This window comes from Ruegeria sp. THAF33, from assembly GCF_009363615.1.
Taxonomy (GTDB): Bacteria; Pseudomonadota; Alphaproteobacteria; order Rhodobacterales; family Rhodobacteraceae; genus Ruegeria.
Genome location: NZ_CP045384.1, coordinates 1,602,445 through 1,623,617, shown reverse-complemented (window position 1 = coordinate 1,623,617; position 21,173 = coordinate 1,602,445). Strand labels below are relative to the sequence as shown.

Sequence of the window (21,173 nt, the reverse complement as noted above, 5' to 3'; positions counted from 1 at the left end):
AGAAAAGGGGCGGTGATCATCTGATCGGCCGCCCCTGTTTTTTTAGCCGTTTCCGTTGCCGGTGAACCGGGCGGCATCTGCCGCCGCGCGCCGTATGGCGTTGGATTTATGAACGGTTTCCATGAACTCGGCTTCGGGGTCGCTGTCGTAAACAACACCACCCCCAGCTTGGATATAGAGTTTCTGATCTTTCACGATGGCGGTACGCAGGGCAATACACATGTCCATGTCGCCGCCCGCGCTGAAATAGCCGACGCCGCCGCCGTAAACGCCGCGTTTTTCCGGCTCCAGCTCGTCGATGATCTCCATCGCGCGCACTTTCGGCGCGCCCGAGACCGTGCCTGCCGGCATACCGGCAAAGAAGGCGTCCAACGCGTCTTTGTCTTCGGCCAGTTCGCCTACAACGTTTGATACGATGTGCATCACGTGGCTGTAGCGTTCGATGATGAACTCTTCGGTCGGACGCACGGTTCCGATCTTTGACACGCGACCGGTATCGTTGCGACCCAGATCCAGCAGCATCAGATGTTCGGCCAGTTCTTTCTTGTCGGCCAGCAGATCCAGCTCATTCGCCTTGTCTTCTTCGGGCGTCGCGCCACGCGGGCGCGTGCCTGCGATGGGGCGTATGGTGACTTCGTTGCCAAACACACGCACCAGGATTTCGGGGCTTGCGCCCACCACCTGAAAACCGCCGAAGTTGAAGTAGAACATGAAGGGTGACGGATTCGTGCGTCGCAAGGACCGGTAGAGAGCAAAAGGCGGCAGTGGAAAATCCTGCGTCCAGCGCTGTGCCGGGACAACCTGAAAGATGTCACCCGCGCGGATGTATTCCTTGGCCTTTTCAACCGCCTCCATATAGCCGGATTTGGTGAAGTTCGACACCGGCGGGGCAACCTCGCGTGCGTCGCCCAGATCGCGGGTTTCCGCGGGCATGGCACGTTCCAGGTCGCGGACCGCATCCATCACACGCTCAGCCGCCTGGGCATAGGCCGCTTTGGCCGATTGACCGTCGCTGGCCCAGACAGGTGAAACCACCGTCACCTCACCCTTGACCCCATCCAGCACTGCGATGACAGACGGGCGCAGCATGATCGCATCAGGCAAACCCAGTGGATCAGGATTCACATCCGGAAGGTGTTCCACCAGCCGAACCATGTCATAACCCAGATACCCGAACAGCCCGGCAGCGGCCTGTGGTAGGTCATCGGGCAATTCCATGCGGCTTTCGGCAAGAAGCGCCCGCAGGTTGTCCATCGGGTTGCCATCTTGGGGCGAGAACGCCTCGGCATCGAAACGGGCCGAACGGTTCAATTCCGAGGTTTCCCCGTGACAGCGCCAAACCAGATCAGGTTTCAAGCCGATGATCGAATAGCGGCCACGAACCTCACCGCCTGTCACCGATTCCAGCATGAACGCATCTTTCTGCGCGCCCGTCAGCTTGAGCATCAGTGAAACAGGAGTGTCCAGATCGGCGGCCAGACGCGTATATACAACCTGGTTTTCGCCCGCATCATATGCGCGCGCGAAGGTTTCGAAATCGGGTGTCAGGGCCATATCGGTCTCGTTTAAAAGCTCGCCTGCACGGCGTTCAGCGCCTGTTGATCCACCACGGGGCGCGCCCGGGTCTGGGCGTCACGTACGTAGGCGTTGAAAATATTCTGTGCCAGAGCCTGATCCATCTGCGAGCTCAGGGCATCACGCAACTGACGCAGTTCATCCGTATCCGCCGGCGGCAGGGTTTCATCCAGACGCACTATCCAAGCCGCACCATTGCCCGAAACAACGCGCAGCTCGCCCGGTTCCATCGCGAAAACTTCGTTCATGAAATTGGCCGGAACGTCATCCAGAAACGCTGTGCGGGTCAGGGCGTTTTCGACACGGAAGGGCAGGCCGGTCGCTGCGAAATCACCGTCAGGTGCCAGTTGGTTCAGAATGGCATCCGCCTTTTCGCGCAGGGCTTTGTTGATCTCGGCCTGTTGCCAGGCCGCGGCGACACGGTCGCTCGCGCTCTCCAGTGGTTCCGGGCGACGTGGCAGAACCTCGTCCAGGCGCAGGGCAAAAATTGACCCGTCTTCCAGGAATGCGATTTCAGGGAAATCCCCTTCCTGAACGGCTTCTGCGGCCGCTCGGAACCCGTCATAGGCCGCAACGCCTTCGTCGCTGTCACGGGTCCAGTCGATCTGGCCCAGTTCCATTTCGGTTTCTTCCGCCAGTTCTTCCAGCGTGGCACCACCCGCCAGCATATCGTTGATATCTTCGGATTGCGCCTCGATCAGACGGCGGGCGCGTTCAGTCGCCAACTCTTCCCGAAGTGCCGGCTCGGCCTCTTCAAATGGAACGTTGTTCGCCGCCAGTGATCCGTTGACGCGGAACAGCGCCGGACCGAACACCGAAGGCAACGGACCCACGACAGTGTCAAGCTCGGCCGCAAATACGGCGTCCGCAGCTTCGCCCAGATCCTCACGCGTCACGTCGCCCAGATCAATGTCGTTCAGTTCCAGATCGCGATCCCGAACCAACTGTTCGAAAGTTGTGCCGCCAACCTCAAGCTGCGCCAAAGCGTTCTTGGCGGCCTGTTCGCTTGGGAAGTTCAGACGTTCGACCAAACGGCGTTCGGGCTGGTTGTATTCGTCGTTTCGTTCTTCATAAAGCTTGCGCAGCGCGTCTTCGTCGATGTCGACCGTGTCCACCAACATTGCAGGCGACAGAATCGCGTAAGTCAGCTGCTTGGTGCGGGGCAGCATGAACTGTTCCCCATTGTCATCATAGAATGCCTGGATCTGCGCGTCCGTTGGTTCGGCCACAGGTGTTTCCAGCGCTTCCGTTCCAACAGTTGCAACCGTAAAGCTGCGCCGCGCGCCGATATAATCGATCATCGTGTCCGTCAGCGTGGCCGGCATTTTCACGCCGCCCATGATTGCGCCCTGTACGATGGTTCTGGCGGATTCCTTACGCAGATCGGATTCGAATTCGGAATCGGTCATGCCGACCTGTTCCAGCTGAAAGCGATAGGATTCACGGTCAAAAGTTCCGTTGACACCCTGAAATGCCGGGATCGAGATGATCTCTTGCTGAAGGTTCTCATCGCCGATGGAAATCCCAAGCTGACCGACCTCGTTGTCCAGCGCCGCCAAAGCGGTCAGGCGGGCAAGGGCGTTTCGGTCCAGACCCAGGTCGCGGGCTTGCGACATCTGCAAAGGTTGCCCGGACTGTGCTTCTACCGCTCGAATCTCGCGCTGCAATTCGCGCACGTAGTCATCGACCGAGATGCTTTCGTCGCCGACTGTCGCAACTGTGCGGATCGTCCCGCTGAGGTTGACCGCGCCAAATCCCGCAAGGCCCAGCATCAGCAGGCCCATCAGAATCCAGACAAAGGTTTTCGAAAGACTTTTAGCGCCTGCGGCCATGATGCCCTCTTGTTTTTTCGGCAGAGTTCTGCCCTGTCGGTTGCGGCCCTGAATACGACGCACACCGCCGAGGGGCAAGCTTAGAAGGGCAGGTCCTGCAACCGGTCGAACAATTGGCCCAGCCCGGCCCGATCCAGATTGGCAAAAGCAATGCGGACCTGCCGTTTTCCAGCCGGGTCATGATCGGGCATGAACATGGTTCCGGGCAACAGCAGCACGCCGGCTTCGCTGACCAGACGGCGCGCAAGCTCGTCTGACGGCATGTCGAACGGATGTTCGAGATAGGCAAAATAGGCGCCAAGTCCCAAAAGCCGCCACCCCCGTGCTTCAAGCGCCGGCATGCCTTCTGCAATGGCTGCGCGGCGGTCAAGAATTTCGTCACGCTCGCAGGCCAGCCATTGCGACAGGTTTTGCATACCCCACAACGCTGCGAACTGGCCGATCTGGCCCGGGCAAATGGCGACCGTATCCAGAAATTTCTCGACCTCGGACAACAACGCCGGGCTTGTTGCGATGGCACCCACCCTGTGGCCCGTCAGACGATAAGCTTTGGAGAAAGAGTATAGGTGGACAAGTGTTTCGTCCCACCCGGGTTGCTGAAACAGATCATGCGGGGGGCCGCTGCGGCTGTCGAAATCGCGATAGGTTTCATCGACGATCAGGCGGATCCCGGTTTCACGGGCCAGGTTAAAAAAGGCTCTGACAAGTTCGGCAGGGTATTCGATGCCGCCCGGATTGTTGGGCGTGACCAGCGCAATGGCGCGTGTCTTGTCGGTAATCAATCCGCGCGCACGCTCTGGATCGGGCAAAAGATCATCGCCGGTCGGCAGGTCCACGGACCGTACTCCGGCCATATCCAGCCACATTTTGTGGTTGAAATACCATGGGGTTGGCAGAATGACCTCATCCGCTTCGCCGGTGATCGCCGATATCACGGCCGAAAACGCCTGATTGCAGCCCGAGGTGATGGCGATCCGAGGTGCATCTACCTGCGCCGCATAGTGAGCACTGATCTGCGCCGCCAGTTCGGTGCGCAGATCGTCATTGCCCAATACCGGGCCGTAAAGATGCGCGCTGTCTTCGCGCACAGCAAACTCGGCCATAGCCTGCCGCAAGGCCAGCGGCGGCGGATCAACCGGGGCCGCCTGGCTTACGTTGATCAACGGGCGGTCGGATGGGAAGGCAACGCCCTCGACCCATCGGCGCGCCTCCATCACCGGAGGTGCGAATGTTGCGGCGGTACGGCTGAGCGTCATGAGCGGTCTACTAATCAGAAATCAATCGGTGCCGCGATACGGCTCGACATATTGAAGGGCCATATCCCATGGGAAGAAGATCCATGTGTCCTGGCTGACTTCGGTGATGAAGGTATCCACCATCGGGCGGCCCTTGGGTTTGGCGTAAACCGTCGCGAAATGCGCATTCGGGTACATGTCCCGCACCAGTTCCAATGTCTTTCCGCTGTCGACCAGGTCGTCGATGATCAGAATACCGGTTCCGTCGCCCATCAGGTCGGCGTCCGGAGATTTCAGCACCTCTGCCTCACCCTGTTCCTGGTGGTGGTATGAACGCACGCTGATCGTATCGACCGTACGGATGTCCAGTTCTCGGCTGACGATCATCGCAGGCGCCATGCCGCCGCGTGTGATCGCGACAACACCCCGCCAGTTGCCATCATCGGGACCTTGCCCGTCGAGACGCCAGGCCAGCGCACGCGAATCGCGATGAATCTGGTCCCAGCTGATGTGAAAGCCTTTTTCGTGGGGCAGGCGGTCCTTGGCGCTCATGTTCTTAACCTTTTTCCACGTCCGGGGCGTCAACTGCCTTCATGCCGACAATGTGATACCCCGAATCCACATGCAGATTCTCACCTGTGACACCGCTGGACAGATCCGACAGCAGGTACAGCGCCGAGTTGCCGACGTCATCAATCGTCACGTTGCGGCGCAGGGGCGAGTTATATTCGTTCCACTTCATGATATAGCGGAAATCGCCGATGCCGCTGGCGGCCAGCGTCTTGATCGGGCCGGCCGAGATCGAGTTTACGCGGATGCCATCCTTGCCCAGATCCTCAGCCAGGTATTTGACCGACGCCTCCAGCGCGGCCTTGGCGACGCCCATGACATTATAATGCGGCATGACCTGCTCGGCGCCGTAGTAGGTCAGGGTCACAGCGCTGCCGCCCTCGGACATCATCTTTTCGGCACGCTGCATCACGGCTGTGAAGGAATATACCGACACATCCATCGTCAGTTTGAAGTTCGCGCGGCTGGTGTCGACATAGCGACCGCGCAACTCGTTCTTGTCAGAAAAGCCGATGGCGTGGGCGATGAAGTCCAGCTTGCCCCATTTCTCTTCCAGAGCTGCAAAGAGCGCGTCGATGGATGCTTCGTCACTGACGTCGCAGGGCAGAACGATTTCGCTGCCCAATTGCGCCGCCAGCGGGTCGACGCGCTTTTTCAAAGCCTCGCCCTGATAGGAAAAGGCCAGCTCGGCCCCGGCATTCGACAAGGCGCGGGCGATTCCCCATGCGATTGATTTGTCATTGGCCAGTCCCATGATGAGGCCGCGTTTGCCGGCCATCAACTGATTTGACATGTTCGGTTCTCCGCCTGTCTTCGCGTTATGTTGAGTTGGTTTATGCCATTGGTTGCGTTGCATCAAGGCCGTGCGCTCTTGCCCGCAGCGAGTTCTCGCCTTAGGTTCGACGTTAATACTTTCCAGGGGATGGAAATGACCGAGCGTGATGGCATCTTTGCTGGCTCCGATCCGTTTGAAATAGCGGCCCGGTGGCTTGCCGAGGCTGAAGAAACCGAATTGAACGACCCGAATGCGATTGCGCTAGCAACCGTTGATCCGGATGGCTTGCCAAATGCACGCATGGTGTTGCTCAAGGAAATCGAAGCGGACTCGTTTGTTTTTTATACGAACTACGAAAGCGCCAAGGCCAAGGAACTGGATGCCGCCGGAAAAGCTGCATTTGTGATGCATTGGAAATCTTTGCGGCGTCAACTTCGTGTTCGTGGTACAATACGTCGTGAAAATGGGCCCCAGGCAGATGAGTATTATGCATCAAGGTCATTGAAAAGCCGACTGGGCGCGTGGGCTTCAAAGCAGTCGCAACCGCTTTCAAGCCGGGCAGCTTTGATGGCAGAGGTCGCGAAAGTGACGGCGAAACTTGGGCCAAATCCACCGCGTCCGCCGTTTTGGGGCGGGTACAGATTGACGCCCACCGAGATTGAGTTCTGGGCCGATGGAGCATTCCGCTTGCATGACCGGTTCAGATGGCAACGAATTGAGCCGGGATCGGCATGGCATGTTGAAAGGTTGAATCCATGACGTTCACGTGTCGTGAAATGCAACAGGCAGAAAATAAACGATTTTTTCAGCTTGAATTTGCCTGCCATTCCCATAAACAACAAACCCTTAACGAACTGTTGAAATTCGCGATGGGAAAACCGTGCCAGAAGACCTGAACAACATGTACCGCGTCCGTGGACACGTAAAATGGTTCGACCCTGCAAAGGGTTATGGCTTTGTTGTATCCGAAGAGGGCGGCCCGGATATTCTGTTGCACGTAAATGTTCTGCGCAATTACGGCCAGAGTTCGGTTGCGGATGGCGCCAGCATTGAAATCATGACTCACCGCACGGACCGAGGGGTTCAGGCGGTCGAGGTCGTTGCGATTGATCCGCCGGCGCGGACCGACTCGATGATGCTTGCCGATTTCGCCGAGCTGGATCCGGAGGCTATCGCAAAGGCGCCGCTGGAAGCCGCACGGGTGAAATGGTTCGACAAAGGCAAGGGTTTCGGATTTGCCAATGTCTTTGGGCGAAATGAAGACGTATTCCTTCATATTGAGGTGTTGCGCCGGTCGGGTCTTGCCGATCTGCAACCAGGTGAAGCGCTGGCCATGAGGGTGATCGACGGCAAGCGTGGTCGGATGGCCGCGCAGGTTCTGGCCTGGGAAGCGGCTTTGGATAGCTGAACCGGATGAAACGGCTTCGGATTCTCTTGACCATATTCGTAACGTTGTGGGCAGGGGTTGCCGCTGCTGCGTGCAGATCGGATCGTGTCACACTCAGAAACGACAGTGCGACCGTGCAATTTAACGTGGAAGTTGCCGTCACTCCGCAAGAGCGATCCCGCGGTTTGATGTTTCGCGAATCGTTGCCGGCTCGATCCGGTATGCTGTTCGTCTTTGATCCGCCGCAACCCGTTGCTTTCTGGATGAAGAACACACTGATCCCGCTCGATATGGTTTTTCTGGATCGCACCGGTTTGGTGACGCGTGTGCATGAAGGGGCGATTCCGGGTGATCTTACGCCGATTGAAGGGGGCGACTCCGTATACGCGGTGCTTGAAATCAATGCAGGATTGTCCGCGCGCTACTCCATCGGGCCCGGGACACAGATGAAGCACGAAATTTTTTCGCAAGGACCTGCAATTTGGCCCTGTTAGGGCTTTTCAAATCAGATCGGCGTCGTTAGGAAGGCGCACGGTCCGGGGCGTGGCGCAGTCTGGTAGCGCACCTGTTTTGGGTACAGGGGGTCGTAGGTTCGAATCCTGCCGCCCCGACCACTTCCATCAAGCTAATTCGGCGAGCCACCCATTGTCTGGTAGAGCTCGCCGATGGCTTGATTCAAAACCTTACTTTCGACCGGAACTTCAACTGCCGCACCGGTTTTTTGCGGGACGTGGAAGAAAACACGCGCGTCCACGCGATACCCTGCGTTTGTTTTTGTTGACGTAAGTCGCATGACGCTTTGGGGCAGTTCCTGCGGATGTCCGTCGTAGTTCAGAATCAGAAAAGCTGTTGCCTTCGGGGGCAGGAACTCGCTGCATTCAAAAACTTGGTTCCCGGTTTTTTTGAAAGACTCGCCAGGGCCCGAGCAACTGGTTTCAAACGTATCGAACAGCCGTTTCGGGAAGGATTCAAACTGTGCGCTGCGTGACGGGATGGGCACATCTTGTGGTGCGCATGCAACGATGCAGGCCATGGCCGGGAAAAAATGAAACAACTTCATTCGTTTGAACTCCCTCGCTCTTGGGTAAACCGTTCGGCACATGGCGCAGGTCTGTTTGCCCGGACGGTATTGATTCCCTTTCAAGGTAACCAGCATGCCATTGGTTGATCAAATCCAGATAACTATGCTGGTAAAAACGGGAATTCATTTTGAGAGCGCAAAACGTCGGCGGAAATTCGCCGTGGATGAAGCTGTGGAGGAATCGCGGCCTGCACGCAGAAGGCCTCATGCAACTATCAGGTCAATAAAAAAGATTTGGGAAATGACCGAAAAAGGGCGTTGACCTACTATGGGAACATACGTCAAATTGTATGAGCCAACGAGATTGCCACAACATCTGGTGTATATCCCAGAAAAGGCAGCGGGCGAGGGTCGGATAAGCACAAACGATTAACGTGCGGCCGCATTAGCGGCATTGCGCTGTCCAAGGCAGCGAACAGTACCTTTTTGCACGCTTCTCAGGGCGTTGTGGGCGACACCCTGCAACACAAGATTTGGTGTCGGGAATCTGAAATTGAGCTGAATAAACCAGGGCTGCGGACATGAAGATTGAAAGAAAATTCACCAAACCGGATCAGGACGCCTATGCGGAACTGAATTTTGTGTCGGCAACATCTGAAATCCGAAATCCGGACGGTACAATTGTCTTTCGTCTTGATGACATCGAAGTCCCTTCCAGCTGGTCGCAGGTTGCAAGTGATGTGATTGCGCAGAAGTACTTCCGCAAGGCCGGGGTGCCCACCAAGCTCAAGAAGGTGAAAGAAAAGGATGTTCCTGAATTTCTGTGGCGATCGGTTCCCGCGGAAGGCGCAGAGTTCGAAGGAGAAACATCGTCGAAGCAAGTGTTCGACCGTCTGGCTGGCGCCTGGGCCTATTGGGGCTGGAAGGGCGGCTATTTCTCGACCGAGGAAGACGCGCGCGCCTATTTCGACGAGATGCGCTATATGCTGGCGACCCAGCGTGCGGCGCCAAACTCACCGCAGTGGTTCAACACCGGCCTTCACTGGGCTTATGGAATCGATGGCCCGGCGCAGGGGCACCACTATGTCGATTACAAGACCGGCAAGCTGACCAAGTCGAAATCGGCCTATGAACATCCTCAGCCGCACGCGTGCTTCATCCAGTCGGTCGATGATGATCTGGTGAACGAAGGTGGCATCATGGACCTGTGGGTGCGCGAGGCGCGCCTGTTCAAATACGGGAGCGGCACAGGCACCAACTTCAGCCATCTACGTGCAGAAGGCGAGGCGCTTTCGGGCGGCGGCAAATCCTCGGGCCTCATGGGCTTTCTCAAGATCGGCGACCGCGCCGCTGGCGCGATCAAATCAGGCGGAACAACCCGTCGGGCAGCAAAGATGGTGATCGTCGATGCAGATCACCCAGACATCGAGCAATTCATCGAATGGAAGGTGATCGAAGAACAGAAGGTGGCCTCGATCGTTGCCGGATCGAAGATGCACGAGAAAATGCTGAACGGCATTTTCGAGGCCATCCGGTCTTGGGATGGATCTGCCGATGACGCCTATGATCCGAACAAGAACGACGCGCTGAAAAAGGCGGTTCGTGAAGCGAAAAAGGTCGCAATACCAGAAACTTACATCAAGCGTGTTTTGGACTATGCTAAGCAGGGCCACGACAGCATCGAGTTCCCGACCTATGATACAGACTGGGATTCGGAGGCGTACAGCTCGGTTTCGGGCCAGAACTCGAACAATTCCATCCGCGTGACCAATGCGTTCCTCAAGGCGGTTGAAAAGGATGCCGATTGGGAGCTGATCAACCGCACCGACGGCAAGGTGGCCAAGGTGGTCAAGGCGCGGGATTTGTGGGAAAAGGTCGGCCATGCGGCCTGGGCCTGTGCCGATCCGGGCATCCAGTTCCATGACACGGTCAACGAGTGGCACACATGCCCCGAAGATGGTGAGATTCGCGGTTCGAACCCGTGCTCGGAATACATGTTCCTGGATGACACGGCCTGTAACCTGGCCTCGATGAACCTGCTGACCTTCCTCAAGGATGGTGAGTTCCAGGCAGCGGATTACATGCATGCCTCGCGCCTGTGGACCCTGACGCTGGAAATCTCGGTGACCATGGCGCAGTTCCCGTCGAAGGAAATCGCGCAGCTGTCTTATGACTTCCGCACACTGGGTCTGGGTTATGCCAATATCGGCGGTCTGCTGATGAACATGGGCTACAGCTATGACTCGGACGAAGGCCGGGCGATCTGTGGCGCGCTGACCGCGATCATGACCGGTGTGGCTTATGCGACATCGGCTGAAATTGCCGGAGAGCTTGGCCCGTTCAAAGGTTATGAGCGCAACGCCGAGCATATGCTGCGTGTCATCCGCAACCACCGCCGCGCGGCGCAGGGTGTGACAGAAGGCTACGAGAAACTGGCCGTCAAACCGGTGCCGCTGGATCACGGCAACTGCCCGGACAAGCGCCTGGTCGATCTGGCCATGTCCGCCTGGGATGAGGCGCTGAGCCTGGGTGAGAAGAACGGTTATCGCAACGCGCAGGCCACCGTGATCGCGCCCACCGGCACCATCGGTCTGGTGATGGATTGCGACACCACCGGGATCGAGCCTGACTTTGCGTTGGTGAAGTTCAAGAAGCTGGCCGGTGGCGGGTATTTCAAGATCATCAACCGCTCGGTGCCTTCGGCGCTGGAAAAGCTGGGCTATTCCTCGTCGCAGATCGAAGAGATCGTATCCTATGCGGTCGGTCACGGCACCATCGGCAATGCGCCAGGGATCAACCACACCTCGCTGACCGGACATGGCTTTGGCCCGAACGAACTGGCCAAGGTGGATGCGGCTCTGGAAAGCGCGTTCGATATCCGGTTCGTCTTCAACCAGTGGACACTGGGCGAGGATTTCTGCACCGGTGTTCTGGGCATTCCGGCGACTAAGCTGAATGACCCGACATTCGACCTGCTGCGTCATCTTGGTTTTTCCCGTGCGGATATCGAGGCGGCCAACGACCATGTCTGCGGAACCATGACGCTGGAAGGTGCGCCGCATCTGAAAGAAGAGCATTATTCGATCTTTGATTGCGCCAACCCGTGCGGAAAAAAAGGCAAGCGTTTCCTTGGAGTTGAAAGCCATATCACCATGATGGCGGCGGCGCAGAGCTTCATTTCGGGTGCGATCTCGAAGACGATCAACATGCCGAATGACGCGACCATCGAAGACTGTCAGAAAGCCTATGAACTCAGCTGGTCGCTGGGTGTGAAGGCCAACGCGCTCTATCGTGACGGCTCGAAACTGTCGCAGCCGCTGGCAGCTGCACTGGTCGAGGATGACGACGAGGCGGCGGAAGTGCTGGAAAGCGGCTCGGCGCAGGAAAAGGCCGTCGTTCTGGCCGAGAAGGTGATCGAGAAGGTTGTGGTCAAGGAAATCATCCGCAGCCATCGTGAAAAACTGCCGCATCGCCGCAAGGGCTATACCCAGAAGGCAATCGTTGGTGGCCACAAGGTCTATCTGCGCACCGGTGAGTTCGAAGACGGCCAGTTGGGCGAGATTTTCATCGACATGCACAAGGAAGGCGCCGGCTTCCGTGCGATGATGAACAACTTTGCCATCGCCGTGTCGGTTGGTCTGCAATACGGCGTGCCGCTGGAAGAATTCGTGGACGCCTTCACCTTCACCAAGTTCGAACCCGCGGGGATGGTGCAGGGCAACGACTCGATCAAGAACGCAACGTCAATCCTGGATTACATCTTCCGCGAACTGGCCGTGTCCTATCTGGACCGCACCGATTTGGCCCACGTGAAACCCGAAGGCGCAACCTTTGACGATTTGGGTCGGGGCGAGGACGAGGGTGTCTCGAATGTTTCGGAAATCAGCGATACAGCCGCGTCCAAGTCGTTGGAAGTGCTGAAACAAATCAGCTCCACCGGCTATCTGCGCAAGCGCTTGCCGCAAGATCTGGCTGTGTTCAATGCGGGTCAGGTCGAGGTGAACGGCATGGCTGAACCGGCGGCTTCCTTTGAAGCATCGGCAGCCGAAACGGCGGTGGCCACAAGCATGGACGCCCGCACAAAGGCCAAGATGCAGGGGTACGAGGGCGATCCCTGCGGCGAATGCGGAAACTACACACTGGTGCGCAACGGCACCTGCATGAAATGCAACACCTGTGGCGCGACAAGCGGGTGTAGCTAAGAAATTGAAGGTTGGGGACCGGTGTTGGAGCACCGATCCCCGGCTGATCTCGCAATCGGTTTGCACGCTGCGAGATAAACCAAATCCGGCCCTAGTAGGGTCGACAAATTAAAGGAAGACAGATCGGTATTTGGGGATCAATAGCGTGCTTGGAAATACAGAGTTGTCCCGAGACTTACTAACAAGAAATCGCGACCGCCTGTGAATAAGGAGCCTGCGAAATGGCAAAGAATACTGGAGATGGATACCGCCGAGGTGCTGTGACTGGTCGTACTCAGTTTCAGCGTGATGATGGAAACTGGCAAAAGCGTGACGAGCGCACTGGCCAATTTATGCCCGTCAAGGATGATGGCAAACCCTACAAGGGAATCGCCAAAGAACCTGATGGGCGAGATACCCCCAACGCTTAGTTGGGTAGGATTAGCGCCCCGGCACCCCGGGGCGTAGGGGTCGGACGCTGCCCTAGGTAACCGACCCCGACGAATTCGGAGAAAGGACACAAGACTTACCAGATGTCCTTTCTTCACTCGGCCGACATGCCCGTGTTGGCCGGGAACAGGGTGGGGCGGAATATTTGCTCCCTCCCACTCTTTCACGGAACGGGTGCGCTCGTTCCATGCGACGTCCAGGCCGCAGGCAAAAAAACACCGGGCGGTCAACGAAATGAGCCTGGATGGCGAAACTGACAGGGGGCTTCGGCCCCCTTTCTTTTTTGCGCCTGATTGCCCGGATAAGCGCGGTCTTGCCGGATCGGGCCATACCTGTCGGGCAAGTTCTGCCGAAACGGGTCTGGCAAGGTTTTGCCCGGCGGTGTGTCGCAATGCCGACTCGGGCAAACACGCAAAGATTGGCGCGACTTCCCGGAAATCACGCAAAACGGGTGACGCCTGCGGCTGTTCCGGTGTTTCTGGGGCCTGTCCGGACGAAGACAAAATCAACTTATCCAGGAGGCACGAAAATGAAACCGCAGTACTTGATTGGGATTTCCATTGCTGCACTGACCTTGCCGGGAGTGCTCTCGGCGCAGTCCTCAACCGACGCCAATGGCGATGGCGTTCTGACCATCGAAGAAATTCAGGCCGTATTGCCCGACGTTGACGCCGATACATTTTCGGCGATGGACGCAAATGGCGACGGGGCGCTGGATGCTGATGAAGTGGCCGTTGCGCAAGAGGCAGGTTTGCTTCCACCCAGCAACGGGTAAACAAGAAAGGGCGGCCCGACACGCATCGGGCCGCTTTCTTCAGATGCTATAACGACAAGTGAATGTTGAATTTTTCCCGAATTTCGGCATCCAGAACCGGGTCGAACCGGGCCGCCGACGGGGTGGACAGGATCTCATTCTTTCGGGCCACTGCCTTTTCAACCAGATCCGGCTTGCCAAGCTCCACCCATTCCTTTGGGGACGAGCGGTCACCAAAGGTCGGATAGACATAGTCGGCCTGCATCCGGCTGAGGGTCGCATCGGTGCCCAGATAATGACCGGGGCCGCCCATGCACACGGATGCGATCTGATCCAGTGCCAGGGTTTCATCGGTCACTTCGATCCCGCGCACGCAACGCTGAGCCTGACCGATCAGGTCGTCGCTGAGGATGAGACTTTCAAAGCAGAACCCCAGCAGCGAGGCGTGCATGCCAGCGGCTTCATAAACCATGTTCAGACCGGACAGCCCCGCCATCACGTTCGAGCACATCTGTTCCCACCCGGCCTGCATGTCGGGCAGCTTCGAATCTGATGCACCGGCCGCCGCGCCCCCCGGCAAATCGTAGAAGCGGTGCATCTGGGCGCAGCCTGCCGTCAGCAGGGCTTGTTCACCGGAACCGATGGACATTGCGCCGGTCCGCAGATCAAGACCAAAGGGCCAGGTGCCAAAAACTGCGGGCGCGCCGGGACTTACGGCGTTTACATAAACCAATCCCGCAAGGCATTCCGCCGTGGCCTGGGTGATTGCTCCGGCGATGGTTGATGGCGCGGTGGCGCCGGCCATTCCGGCTGACAGCAACAGAACCGGCATTCCGGCCTTGATGCATTCCTCCATCACTTCGCAGCTTTCAGTGGCGAATTTCATCGGCGGGACGACGAAGCAGTTCGAGTTCGACACGAATGGTCGCTCGCGATATTTGTCTTCGCCGCCCGCGATCATGTAGATCATCTCCATCGCTGGGGCGACATGGCTGGGTTCCGTGAAGGATGTGCCGACGTGTTTGAATGTTCCTGAACAGCTGGCGTAGATCGTGTTCAGGTCCATTTCCAGGTTGTCCGCGATGTCGCGACAGACCATGGGGCGCTGAACAAAATGAATATTGTCAAGCTGTTGGCAGATACGTGCGGCATCGTGCAAATCCTGAACGGTTGAATCGCGATACTCGCGACCATGCACGTCGACCATGGAAACGGCTGCACCAGCCGTGCCGTAATGTACTTTTGTACCTGTCAGGTCCAGATCGGTTTTTCCGTCACGGCTGTACAAAGTGACATTGCGGTTCGCCTTTGCGATCGTGTCTTCGACAAGCGCACGGGGAAAGCGGATGCGGCCATCGTCGCCCAAAATGCAGCCTGCACCAACCAGATAGTCGATCCCGCTTTGCGGCGCGTCCGCCAGACCAATGGTTTCCAATGCGATCAGGGCGGCCTCGTGGATAAGTTCGATCTGTGCCTGGGTCAGGACATTCAGGACACCGCCTTCCATACCGGGGCGCACGGGGCGCAGATGTTCAGGCAATGCGGTTGCACGGGCAGCGCGACGCGCAGCGCGACCGCCGCTGCGCGATGTGTTGCGGGATTGGTCGTTCATTTCTTTTTCCGATCTGTGAGAGATGTTTGGGGAACTGGCAAGTGGCCGCTTACGGCCGCCCTCTCGCTGCACGCCCCCGGTCCGCACCAATGGTGCGGCTGATCAGGCTGATTTTCCAGTCGTGGTCAGTCATTCCGCCTCTATACGTTTGGCGCAACAATTCCAAAACACGGCGACGCAATCTGTTCTGTTTGCGACCTCAACGGAATTTACTTCAGCAAATATCTGCCCAACAAACCTCTGACGGAATTCTAAGGCAGATTTTCTCCCCCGAGGACAGAAATCTGTTATACTGCATTCACTTACTCTTGAGCTTTGCGTGCAAGGAATTGAACTCTGACAAAAGCGATCCCAGTTGAATTATAAGTTAACACATGATCTGAAGCCCGAGTGAAATCGCGTTGAAACAGACTTTTGAACTTTTTTCTGTCCTGATTGTCGTGGCTCTGACGGCCAGCGCCGGCCAGGTTTTGGCAGAGGATTGGACAGGCGGTTACGTTGGGCTCAGCTTTGGGTACGCGGATGCGGATGGACCGGGTGGATCAAGCGGGGACGACACCGCCTTTGGTGCGCATGTAGGCTATGATCAGGATTTCGGGGCTTTCGTTCTGGGCGGTGAACTTGAATACAACCGCCTTTCCCTGAATCTCAGCCAGTCTCAGGGCAGTCTGGACAGCATGACCCGATTGAAACTGCGTGGCGGGTACGATTTCGGCAGCGCGCTGGGGTATGTCGTCGTTGGTGCGGCACGGGCCGAAACATCCGTCGACAGCGATACCGCCGCTGTTTACGGGATCGGCATCGCTTATCCGATTGGCGAGAATTTTGTCATCAGCGGTGAGGCGCTGCGGCAAGACTTCGATGATGTCACCCGATCCACCGGTGGTCTGGATTCCAACGTCTTCAACCTGCGTACAACGTTTCGTTTCTGACAACAGGCTTATTCAGCTGCGTGCTTCCTCGCAAGATGCGACGCGAATTCGCACAGCGTTTTCAGCGCAACCGCAAAGCGTTCATCGGCCACGGTCATGGCCACCCGTATGTGCCCGGCAGCGGCCTTGCCGAAGCTTTCGCCGGGCATGACGGCAATTTTGTGTGCGTCCAGCAGCGCGTTGGCAAACGCGTCCCCCGACATCCCGGTCGCGCGGATATCCAGCATCAGATACATGGCGCCCTGCGCAGGGACGAGGCCGACGATGTTTTGCGAGGCCAGAATATCCATGGCCAAGGCACGGCGGCGGCGGAACGGAGCGGCGATTTTTTCTTCAAGTTCTACACCCGCGGTCAGCGCAAAACTCGACGCGTCCTGTACGAACCCGGGAACGCCGTAGGTGGTGTGGGTCGCCAGATTGATCAGATGGGCGATGACCTCCTGTGGGCCGACGACCCATCCACATCGCGACCCGGTCATGGCGTGGGACTTGGACATGGATCCAACCACAAGCGTTCGCTCTGCCATGCCGGGCAGTGCACGCGGAGAAAGATGTTCACCGTCCCAGACCTGCGTGTCGTATACCTCATCCGAGATCAGCCAGAGATCGCGCCGCCTGCACACGTCAGCGACCGCCTCGAGCGATTGACGGGAATAGACCACGCCGGTCGGATTGTTCGGCGTGTTGATCAACAGCGAAACCGCGCCTTCAGCAGCGGCATCGATCCGCTCGGCCTGGGGTTGGAAAGCGTCATCGGCCGGGGTTTGAACCGCACGGGCCACGGCGCCAACACCCCGAATCGTGCCGGGATAGGTGGCGTAGTACGGGTCGAGGTACAATCCGACATCACCGGGATCGCAAACAGCCATATGTGCGGCGAACAGGGCGGCTTGCCCGCCGGGGGTGATCAGGACGTTGTTCCGAGAGGTCGGAACGCCAGTGCGGGTCTGAACCCGTGCGGCGACCGTGTCGCGCAGCAGGTCCGTGCCGGGCACCATCGCGTAACCTGTATGACCGTTGCGGGCCGACAGTTCCATCGCCCGAAGAATCGAAGGGTCGGTTCGGGTGTCATGTTCACCGATCGTCAGTTCGGTTACGGCTTGTCCTTCACTCAACATCCGGCGCGCGCGATAGAACACGTCCCAGCCATCGCTGCCGCCGCCGGTGATCTGCGTGATGCGTTCAGACAATCTCATGAAATCGCCCCTGGTTGCTTTGCGCTGAATGGGGCAGAGCAGTGGCCGTTTGTCAATCAGCTTCGCGGCGCCAGCGTTGCCTGAAGCTTTTTTGTCAGCGATGCGCGTACGAGGTCATAGGAAACCGTCAAACGATGGCGTAGCTCCTCGGTCTCGGCATCAAACGGCAGGCGGACCCAGCTGCGGTGAAAATAAGGGGCTTTCACCGCGACACCGGCATCAATCAGCATCTGAGCCGTCTCCGCATCGGGTGTTTTGACGGAAACACCGTCATTTACAATTCCGATACAGGCAAACATCTTGCCGCCAACTTTCCACGCGTCATGACCGCCGCCCCATGGGTCTGACAGTTCTGCACCGGGAAATTCCTTGCAGATGGAATTGATGACGTCTCGATCCATGACGGGCACTCTGCCGGACCGGGTGATCAAACTCAACGCTTGGCTTGGCGGGGTTCCCGTGCTAACCGAGGGGCATGAACCCGGTGACCTGCATCATTATCTGCTGCATTACCTGCTGATTTATCAAGCGGGCCGGTTTCTTTCGTTTTCATCCCTGAGACAAGTTGCTAAGCCCGCGCCAACGCGCAAGCCTTTGCTGTTTTCTAGGAGCCCGACCGATGACGACGATCAAGCTGCACAACACGCGGACGCGGACGAAGGAAGATTTCGTACCGATCGACCCTGACAACGTGCGGATGTATGTCTGTGGTCCGACTGTCTATGACCGCGCCCATCTGGGCAATGCCCGCCCGGTGGTCGTGTTCGACGTTCTTTATCGTCTGTTGCGCCATGTCTATGGCGCAGAGCACGTGACCTATGTGCGCAATTTCACCGACGTGGACGACAAGATCAACGCCACGGCGCTGGCCCGCAAACAGGCGGGCGCGGAAGGCACGCTGGAGCAATTGGTGCAGGAACGATCTGATGAGACCATCGGCTGGTACCTGCATGATATGGGCGCTTTGGGCACGTTGGAGCCGAACGAGATGCCGCGCGCGACCCAGTTCATCGCGCAGATGATCGCGATGATCGAAGACCTGATCGCCAAGGGTCATGCCTATGCCGCCGAAGGCCATGTTCTGTTCGCGGTGGATAGCTGGAAAGAAAGCTACGGCAAGCTGTCGGGGCGCTCGGTGGATGACATGATCGCCGGCGCGCGGGTCGAGGTGGCACCCTACAAGAAGAACCCGATGGATTTCGTTCTGTGGAAACCCTCGACCGATGAACTGCCGGGCTGGGACAGCCCATGGGGGCGGGGACGTCCGGGCTGGCACATCGAGTGCTCGGCCATGAGCTATGAGTTGCTGGGCGAGAGTTTTGATATCCATGGTGGCGGCAACGATCTGATGTTCCCGCACCACGAGAACGAGATCGCCCAGAGCAAATGCGCGCACCCGCAGGGTGAATTCGCGCGGGTCTGGCTGCATAACGAGATGTTGCAGGTCGAAGGCAAGAAGATGTCCAAATCGCTGGGCAATTTCTTTACCGTGCATGATCTGTTGGAACAGGGCGTTCCGGGCGAAGTGATCCGCTTTGTCTTTTTGCAGACGCATTATCGCAAGCCGATGGACTGGACCGAGAAGAAAGCCCGTGAGGCGGAGGCGACGCTGCGCAAATGGCGGGCGCTGACATCGGGCATAGAACCCGCTGCCAGCGCGGCACCTGAAGTGATCGCAGCGCTGAGTGACGATCTGAACACAGCAGGTGCCATGGCCGAGCTTTACCGTCTGGCGTCAGATGGAAACGCTGCGGGATTGCTGGCAAGCGCACAAATGCTGGGTTTGCTGCTGCCCCAGATGGGGGGCTGGGCGGACACGGCGTCCATAGACCTGAGTGCCCATGCAGATCGCTTGGCAAAGGCGCGCGTATCTGCAATGGAAAACAAAGATTTCTCGGAGGTCGACCGCCTCAAGGCGGCGTATATTGCGGCAGGGCTTGAGGTTCGAATGAGCAAGGAAGGTGTTGAACTGGTGCCGGGCGCCGGTTTTGATGCCGCCAAGCTGGAGGAGGTCTGATGACCAGAGAACGCCTCTATCTTTATGACACGACCCTGCGTGACGGGCAGCAAACCCAAGGCGTGCAGTTTTCGACCGCTGAAAAAGTGCAGATCGCACAGGCGCTGGACGCATTGGGGGTGGATTACATCGAAGGCGGCTGGCCCGGAGCGAACCCGACCGATAGCGCGTTTTTCGAGGCGGCGCCAAAGACTTCGGCCCGGTTGACGGCCTTTGGCATGACCAAGCGGGCGGGGCGCTCGGCCGAGAATGACGATGTGCTGGCTGCGGTGATGAATGCGGGAACGCAGGCCGTTTGTCTGGTTGGCAAGTCGCATGATTATCACGTGACCCATGCGCTTGGCATTTCGCTTGAAGAGAACACGGAAAACGTTCGTGCTTCGGTCGCGCATATCGTGGCGCAAGGGCGCGAGGCGCTGTTCGATGCCGAACACTTCTTTGACGGGTACAAGGACAACCCGGAATACGCGACACAAGTTTGCCGGGCCGCGCTGGAAGCGGGCGCGCGATGGGTTGTGCTGTGTGATACCAATGGTGGCGCGTTGCCGTCCGAGGTCGGACGGATCGTGTCCGAAGTGATCTCGGCCGGTCTGCCGGGTGAACGGTTGGGTATTCACACCCATAACGATACCGAGAACGCGGTGGCCTGTTCTCTGGCGGCGGTCGAAGCAGGTGCACGGCAAATTCAGGGAACGCTGAATGGTCTGGGGGAACGCTGCGGAAACGCAAACCTGACGGCGCTGATCCCGACATTACTGCTGAAAGAACCCTACGCCTCGCAGTTCGAAACCGGCGTCAGCCTTGATGCGCTGGCCGGGCTGACCCGCATCAGCCGCATGTTGGACGATGTTTTGAACCGGGTTCCCAGCAAGCAGGCGGCGTATGTGGGCGCGTCGGCTTTTGCGCATAAGGCGGGGTTGCACGCCAGCGCGATCCTGAAGGACCCATCGACTTACGAACATGTGGACCCGGCGAGCATAGGCAATGAACGTATCATTCCGATGTCGAACCAGGCAGGTCAGTCGAACCTGCGCAAACGCCTGACCGAGGCGGGGCTGAGCGTCAAAGCCGGTGATCCCGCATTGGGCCGCATCCTAGAGCGGATCAAGGATCGTGAAGCGGTTGGGTATTCCTACGACACCGCGCAGGCCAGCTTCGAACTGTTGGCGCGGGATGAAATGGGGCAATTGCCTGAGTTCTTCGAGGTCAAGCGCTACAAGGTCACTGTTGAGCGTCGGAAGAACAAATACAACAAGATGGTCAGCCTGTCCGAAGCTGTCGTCGTGGTCAAAGTGGACGGTGAAAAGAAATTGTCGGTTAGCGAGTCCATGGACGACTCCGGAAACGACAGGGGGCCTGTGAACGCGCTGGCCAAGGCTCTGGCGAAGGATTTGGGCCAGTATTCGCAGGTTTTGTCAGATATGCGACTTGTCGATTTCAAGGTCCGTATCACCCAGGGCGGGACCGAAGCGGTGACCCGCGTCATCATCGACAGCGAAGACGGCCAGGGGCGGCGCTGGTCGACGGTGGGTGTCAGTGCGAACATAGTTGATGCGTCCTTTGAGGCGCTGCTGGATGCGATCCAGTGGAAACTGGTCCGTGATTGCGATCCGCAAAAGGCAGCAGCCGAGTGAGT

At 58.0% G+C, this 21,173-nt stretch carries 18 protein-coding genes and 1 tRNA gene; 10 read left to right on the top strand and 9 right to left on the bottom strand.

Annotated elements, in window-relative coordinates; genetic code table 11:
* Positions 1 to 42 precede the first annotated feature (42 nt).
* The 5 genes from trpE to fabI all read right to left on the bottom strand — a co-directional run bounded on the left by trpE (position 43) and on the right by fabI (position 6,005).
* On the bottom strand, positions 43 to 1,554 hold the full coding sequence (gene trpE / locus FIU92_RS08140) for an anthranilate synthase component I (RefSeq protein ID WP_152458092.1): 1,512 nt from the start codon (positions 1,552 to 1,554) through the stop codon (positions 43 to 45).
* Positions 1,555 to 1,565: 11 nt separating this feature from the next.
* Positions 1,566 to 3,407 (bottom strand): peptidylprolyl isomerase, encoded by a 1,842-nt coding sequence (locus tag FIU92_RS08135; RefSeq protein WP_152458091.1) that lies wholly within the window; start codon positions 3,405 to 3,407, stop codon positions 1,566 to 1,568.
* A gap of 80 nt (positions 3,408 to 3,487) precedes the next feature.
* Complete coding sequence (locus FIU92_RS08130) at positions 3,488 to 4,663, bottom strand: aminotransferase (protein ID WP_152458090.1); 1,176 nt, start codon at positions 4,661 to 4,663, stop codon at positions 3,488 to 3,490.
* Between the two features lie 21 nt (positions 4,664 to 4,684).
* The gene (gene gpt / locus FIU92_RS08125; protein WP_152458089.1) at positions 4,685 to 5,194 is read right to left on the bottom strand and encodes a xanthine phosphoribosyltransferase; all 510 of its coding nucleotides are present in this window, start codon (positions 5,192 to 5,194) and stop codon (positions 4,685 to 4,687) included.
* 4 nt (positions 5,195 to 5,198) lie between these two features.
* Positions 5,199 to 6,005, bottom strand: coding sequence for an enoyl-ACP reductase FabI (fabI, locus tag FIU92_RS08120; RefSeq protein ID WP_152458088.1), 807 nt, complete (start codon positions 6,003 to 6,005; stop codon positions 5,199 to 5,201).
* A gap of 135 nt (positions 6,006 to 6,140) precedes the next feature.
* On the opposite strand from fabI, the gene pdxH reads away from it, so the two are divergent.
* From pdxH to FIU92_RS08100, 4 genes are all read left to right on the top strand, one after another.
* Complete coding sequence (gene pdxH, locus FIU92_RS08115) at positions 6,141 to 6,746, top strand: pyridoxamine 5'-phosphate oxidase (RefSeq protein ID WP_152459861.1); 606 nt, start codon at positions 6,141 to 6,143, stop codon at positions 6,744 to 6,746.
* Between the two features lie 142 nt (positions 6,747 to 6,888).
* Entirely contained in the window at positions 6,889 to 7,395 is a 507-nt protein-coding gene (locus FIU92_RS08110) for a cold-shock protein (RefSeq protein WP_174829352.1), read from the top strand.
* Positions 7,396 to 7,400: 5 nt separating this feature from the next.
* Entirely contained in the window at positions 7,401 to 7,868 is a 468-nt protein-coding gene (locus FIU92_RS08105; RefSeq protein WP_152458086.1) for a DUF192 domain-containing protein, read from the top strand.
* A 43-nt stretch (positions 7,869 to 7,911) separates the two neighbouring features.
* Positions 7,912 to 7,988, top strand: a tRNA-Pro gene (locus tag FIU92_RS08100).
* Between the two features lie 11 nt (positions 7,989 to 7,999).
* Here the strand turns inward: FIU92_RS08100 and FIU92_RS08095 are convergent.
* Complete coding sequence (locus FIU92_RS08095; protein ID WP_254705367.1) at positions 8,000 to 8,530, bottom strand: hypothetical protein; 531 nt, start codon at positions 8,528 to 8,530, stop codon at positions 8,000 to 8,002.
* A gap of 446 nt (positions 8,531 to 8,976) precedes the next feature.
* On the opposite strand from FIU92_RS08095, the gene FIU92_RS08090 reads away from it, so the two are divergent.
* The 3 genes from FIU92_RS08090 to FIU92_RS08080 all read left to right on the top strand — a co-directional run bounded on the left by FIU92_RS08090 (position 8,977) and on the right by FIU92_RS08080 (position 13,801).
* Positions 8,977 to 12,597: a vitamin B12-dependent ribonucleotide reductase gene (locus FIU92_RS08090; protein ID WP_152458085.1), complete on the top strand. Its 3,621-nt coding sequence runs from the start codon at positions 8,977 to 8,979 to the stop codon at positions 12,595 to 12,597.
* Positions 12,598 to 12,818: 221 nt separating this feature from the next.
* A complete protein-coding gene (locus FIU92_RS08085) occupies positions 12,819 to 13,007 on the top strand; it encodes a hypothetical protein (protein ID WP_152458084.1) in 189 nt (62 codons plus the stop codon).
* Between the two features lie 548 nt (positions 13,008 to 13,555).
* Complete coding sequence (locus FIU92_RS08080; RefSeq protein WP_117868858.1) at positions 13,556 to 13,801, top strand: hypothetical protein; 246 nt, start codon at positions 13,556 to 13,558, stop codon at positions 13,799 to 13,801.
* Between the two features lie 46 nt (positions 13,802 to 13,847).
* Here FIU92_RS08080 and FIU92_RS08075 read toward each other — a convergent pair whose 3' ends face one another.
* Positions 13,848 to 15,392, bottom strand: a complete 1,545-nt coding sequence (locus FIU92_RS08075) for a trimethylamine methyltransferase family protein (RefSeq protein WP_152458083.1) — start codon at positions 15,390 to 15,392, stop codon at positions 13,848 to 13,850.
* A gap of 401 nt (positions 15,393 to 15,793) precedes the next feature.
* Between FIU92_RS08075 and FIU92_RS08070 the strand changes: the two genes are divergently transcribed.
* Complete coding sequence (locus tag FIU92_RS08070) at positions 15,794 to 16,324, top strand: outer membrane protein (RefSeq protein WP_254705366.1); 531 nt, start codon at positions 15,794 to 15,796, stop codon at positions 16,322 to 16,324.
* Positions 16,325 to 16,332: 8 nt separating this feature from the next.
* Here the strand turns inward: FIU92_RS08070 and FIU92_RS08065 are convergent, their stop codons facing one another.
* Positions 16,333 to 17,520 carry a pyridoxal phosphate-dependent aminotransferase gene (locus tag FIU92_RS08065; protein WP_152458082.1) on the bottom strand — a complete coding sequence of 396 codons (1,188 nt, stop codon included), beginning with the start codon at positions 17,518 to 17,520 and terminating at the stop codon, positions 16,333 to 16,335.
* 56 nt (positions 17,521 to 17,576) lie between these two features.
* Positions 17,577 to 17,921 carry an MmcQ/YjbR family DNA-binding protein gene (locus FIU92_RS08060; RefSeq protein ID WP_152458081.1) on the bottom strand — a complete coding sequence of 115 codons (345 nt, stop codon included), beginning with the start codon at positions 17,919 to 17,921 and terminating at the stop codon, positions 17,577 to 17,579.
* 218 nt (positions 17,922 to 18,139) lie between these two features.
* Here FIU92_RS08060 and cysS point away from each other — a divergent pair, with 218 nt between their 5' ends.
* Together cysS and cimA are read left to right on the top strand one after the other, a co-directional pair.
* Positions 18,140 to 19,537 carry a cysteine--tRNA ligase gene (gene cysS, locus FIU92_RS08055; RefSeq protein ID WP_152458080.1) on the top strand — a complete coding sequence of 466 codons (1,398 nt, stop codon included), beginning with the start codon at positions 18,140 to 18,142 and terminating at the stop codon, positions 19,535 to 19,537.
* The gene (gene cimA, locus FIU92_RS08050) at positions 19,537 to 21,171 is read left to right on the top strand and encodes a citramalate synthase (protein ID WP_152458079.1); all 1,635 of its coding nucleotides are present in this window, start codon (positions 19,537 to 19,539) and stop codon (positions 21,169 to 21,171) included. The genes cysS and cimA overlap by 1 nt, the downstream gene beginning before the upstream one ends.
* Positions 21,172 to 21,173: the final 2 nt, after the last annotated feature.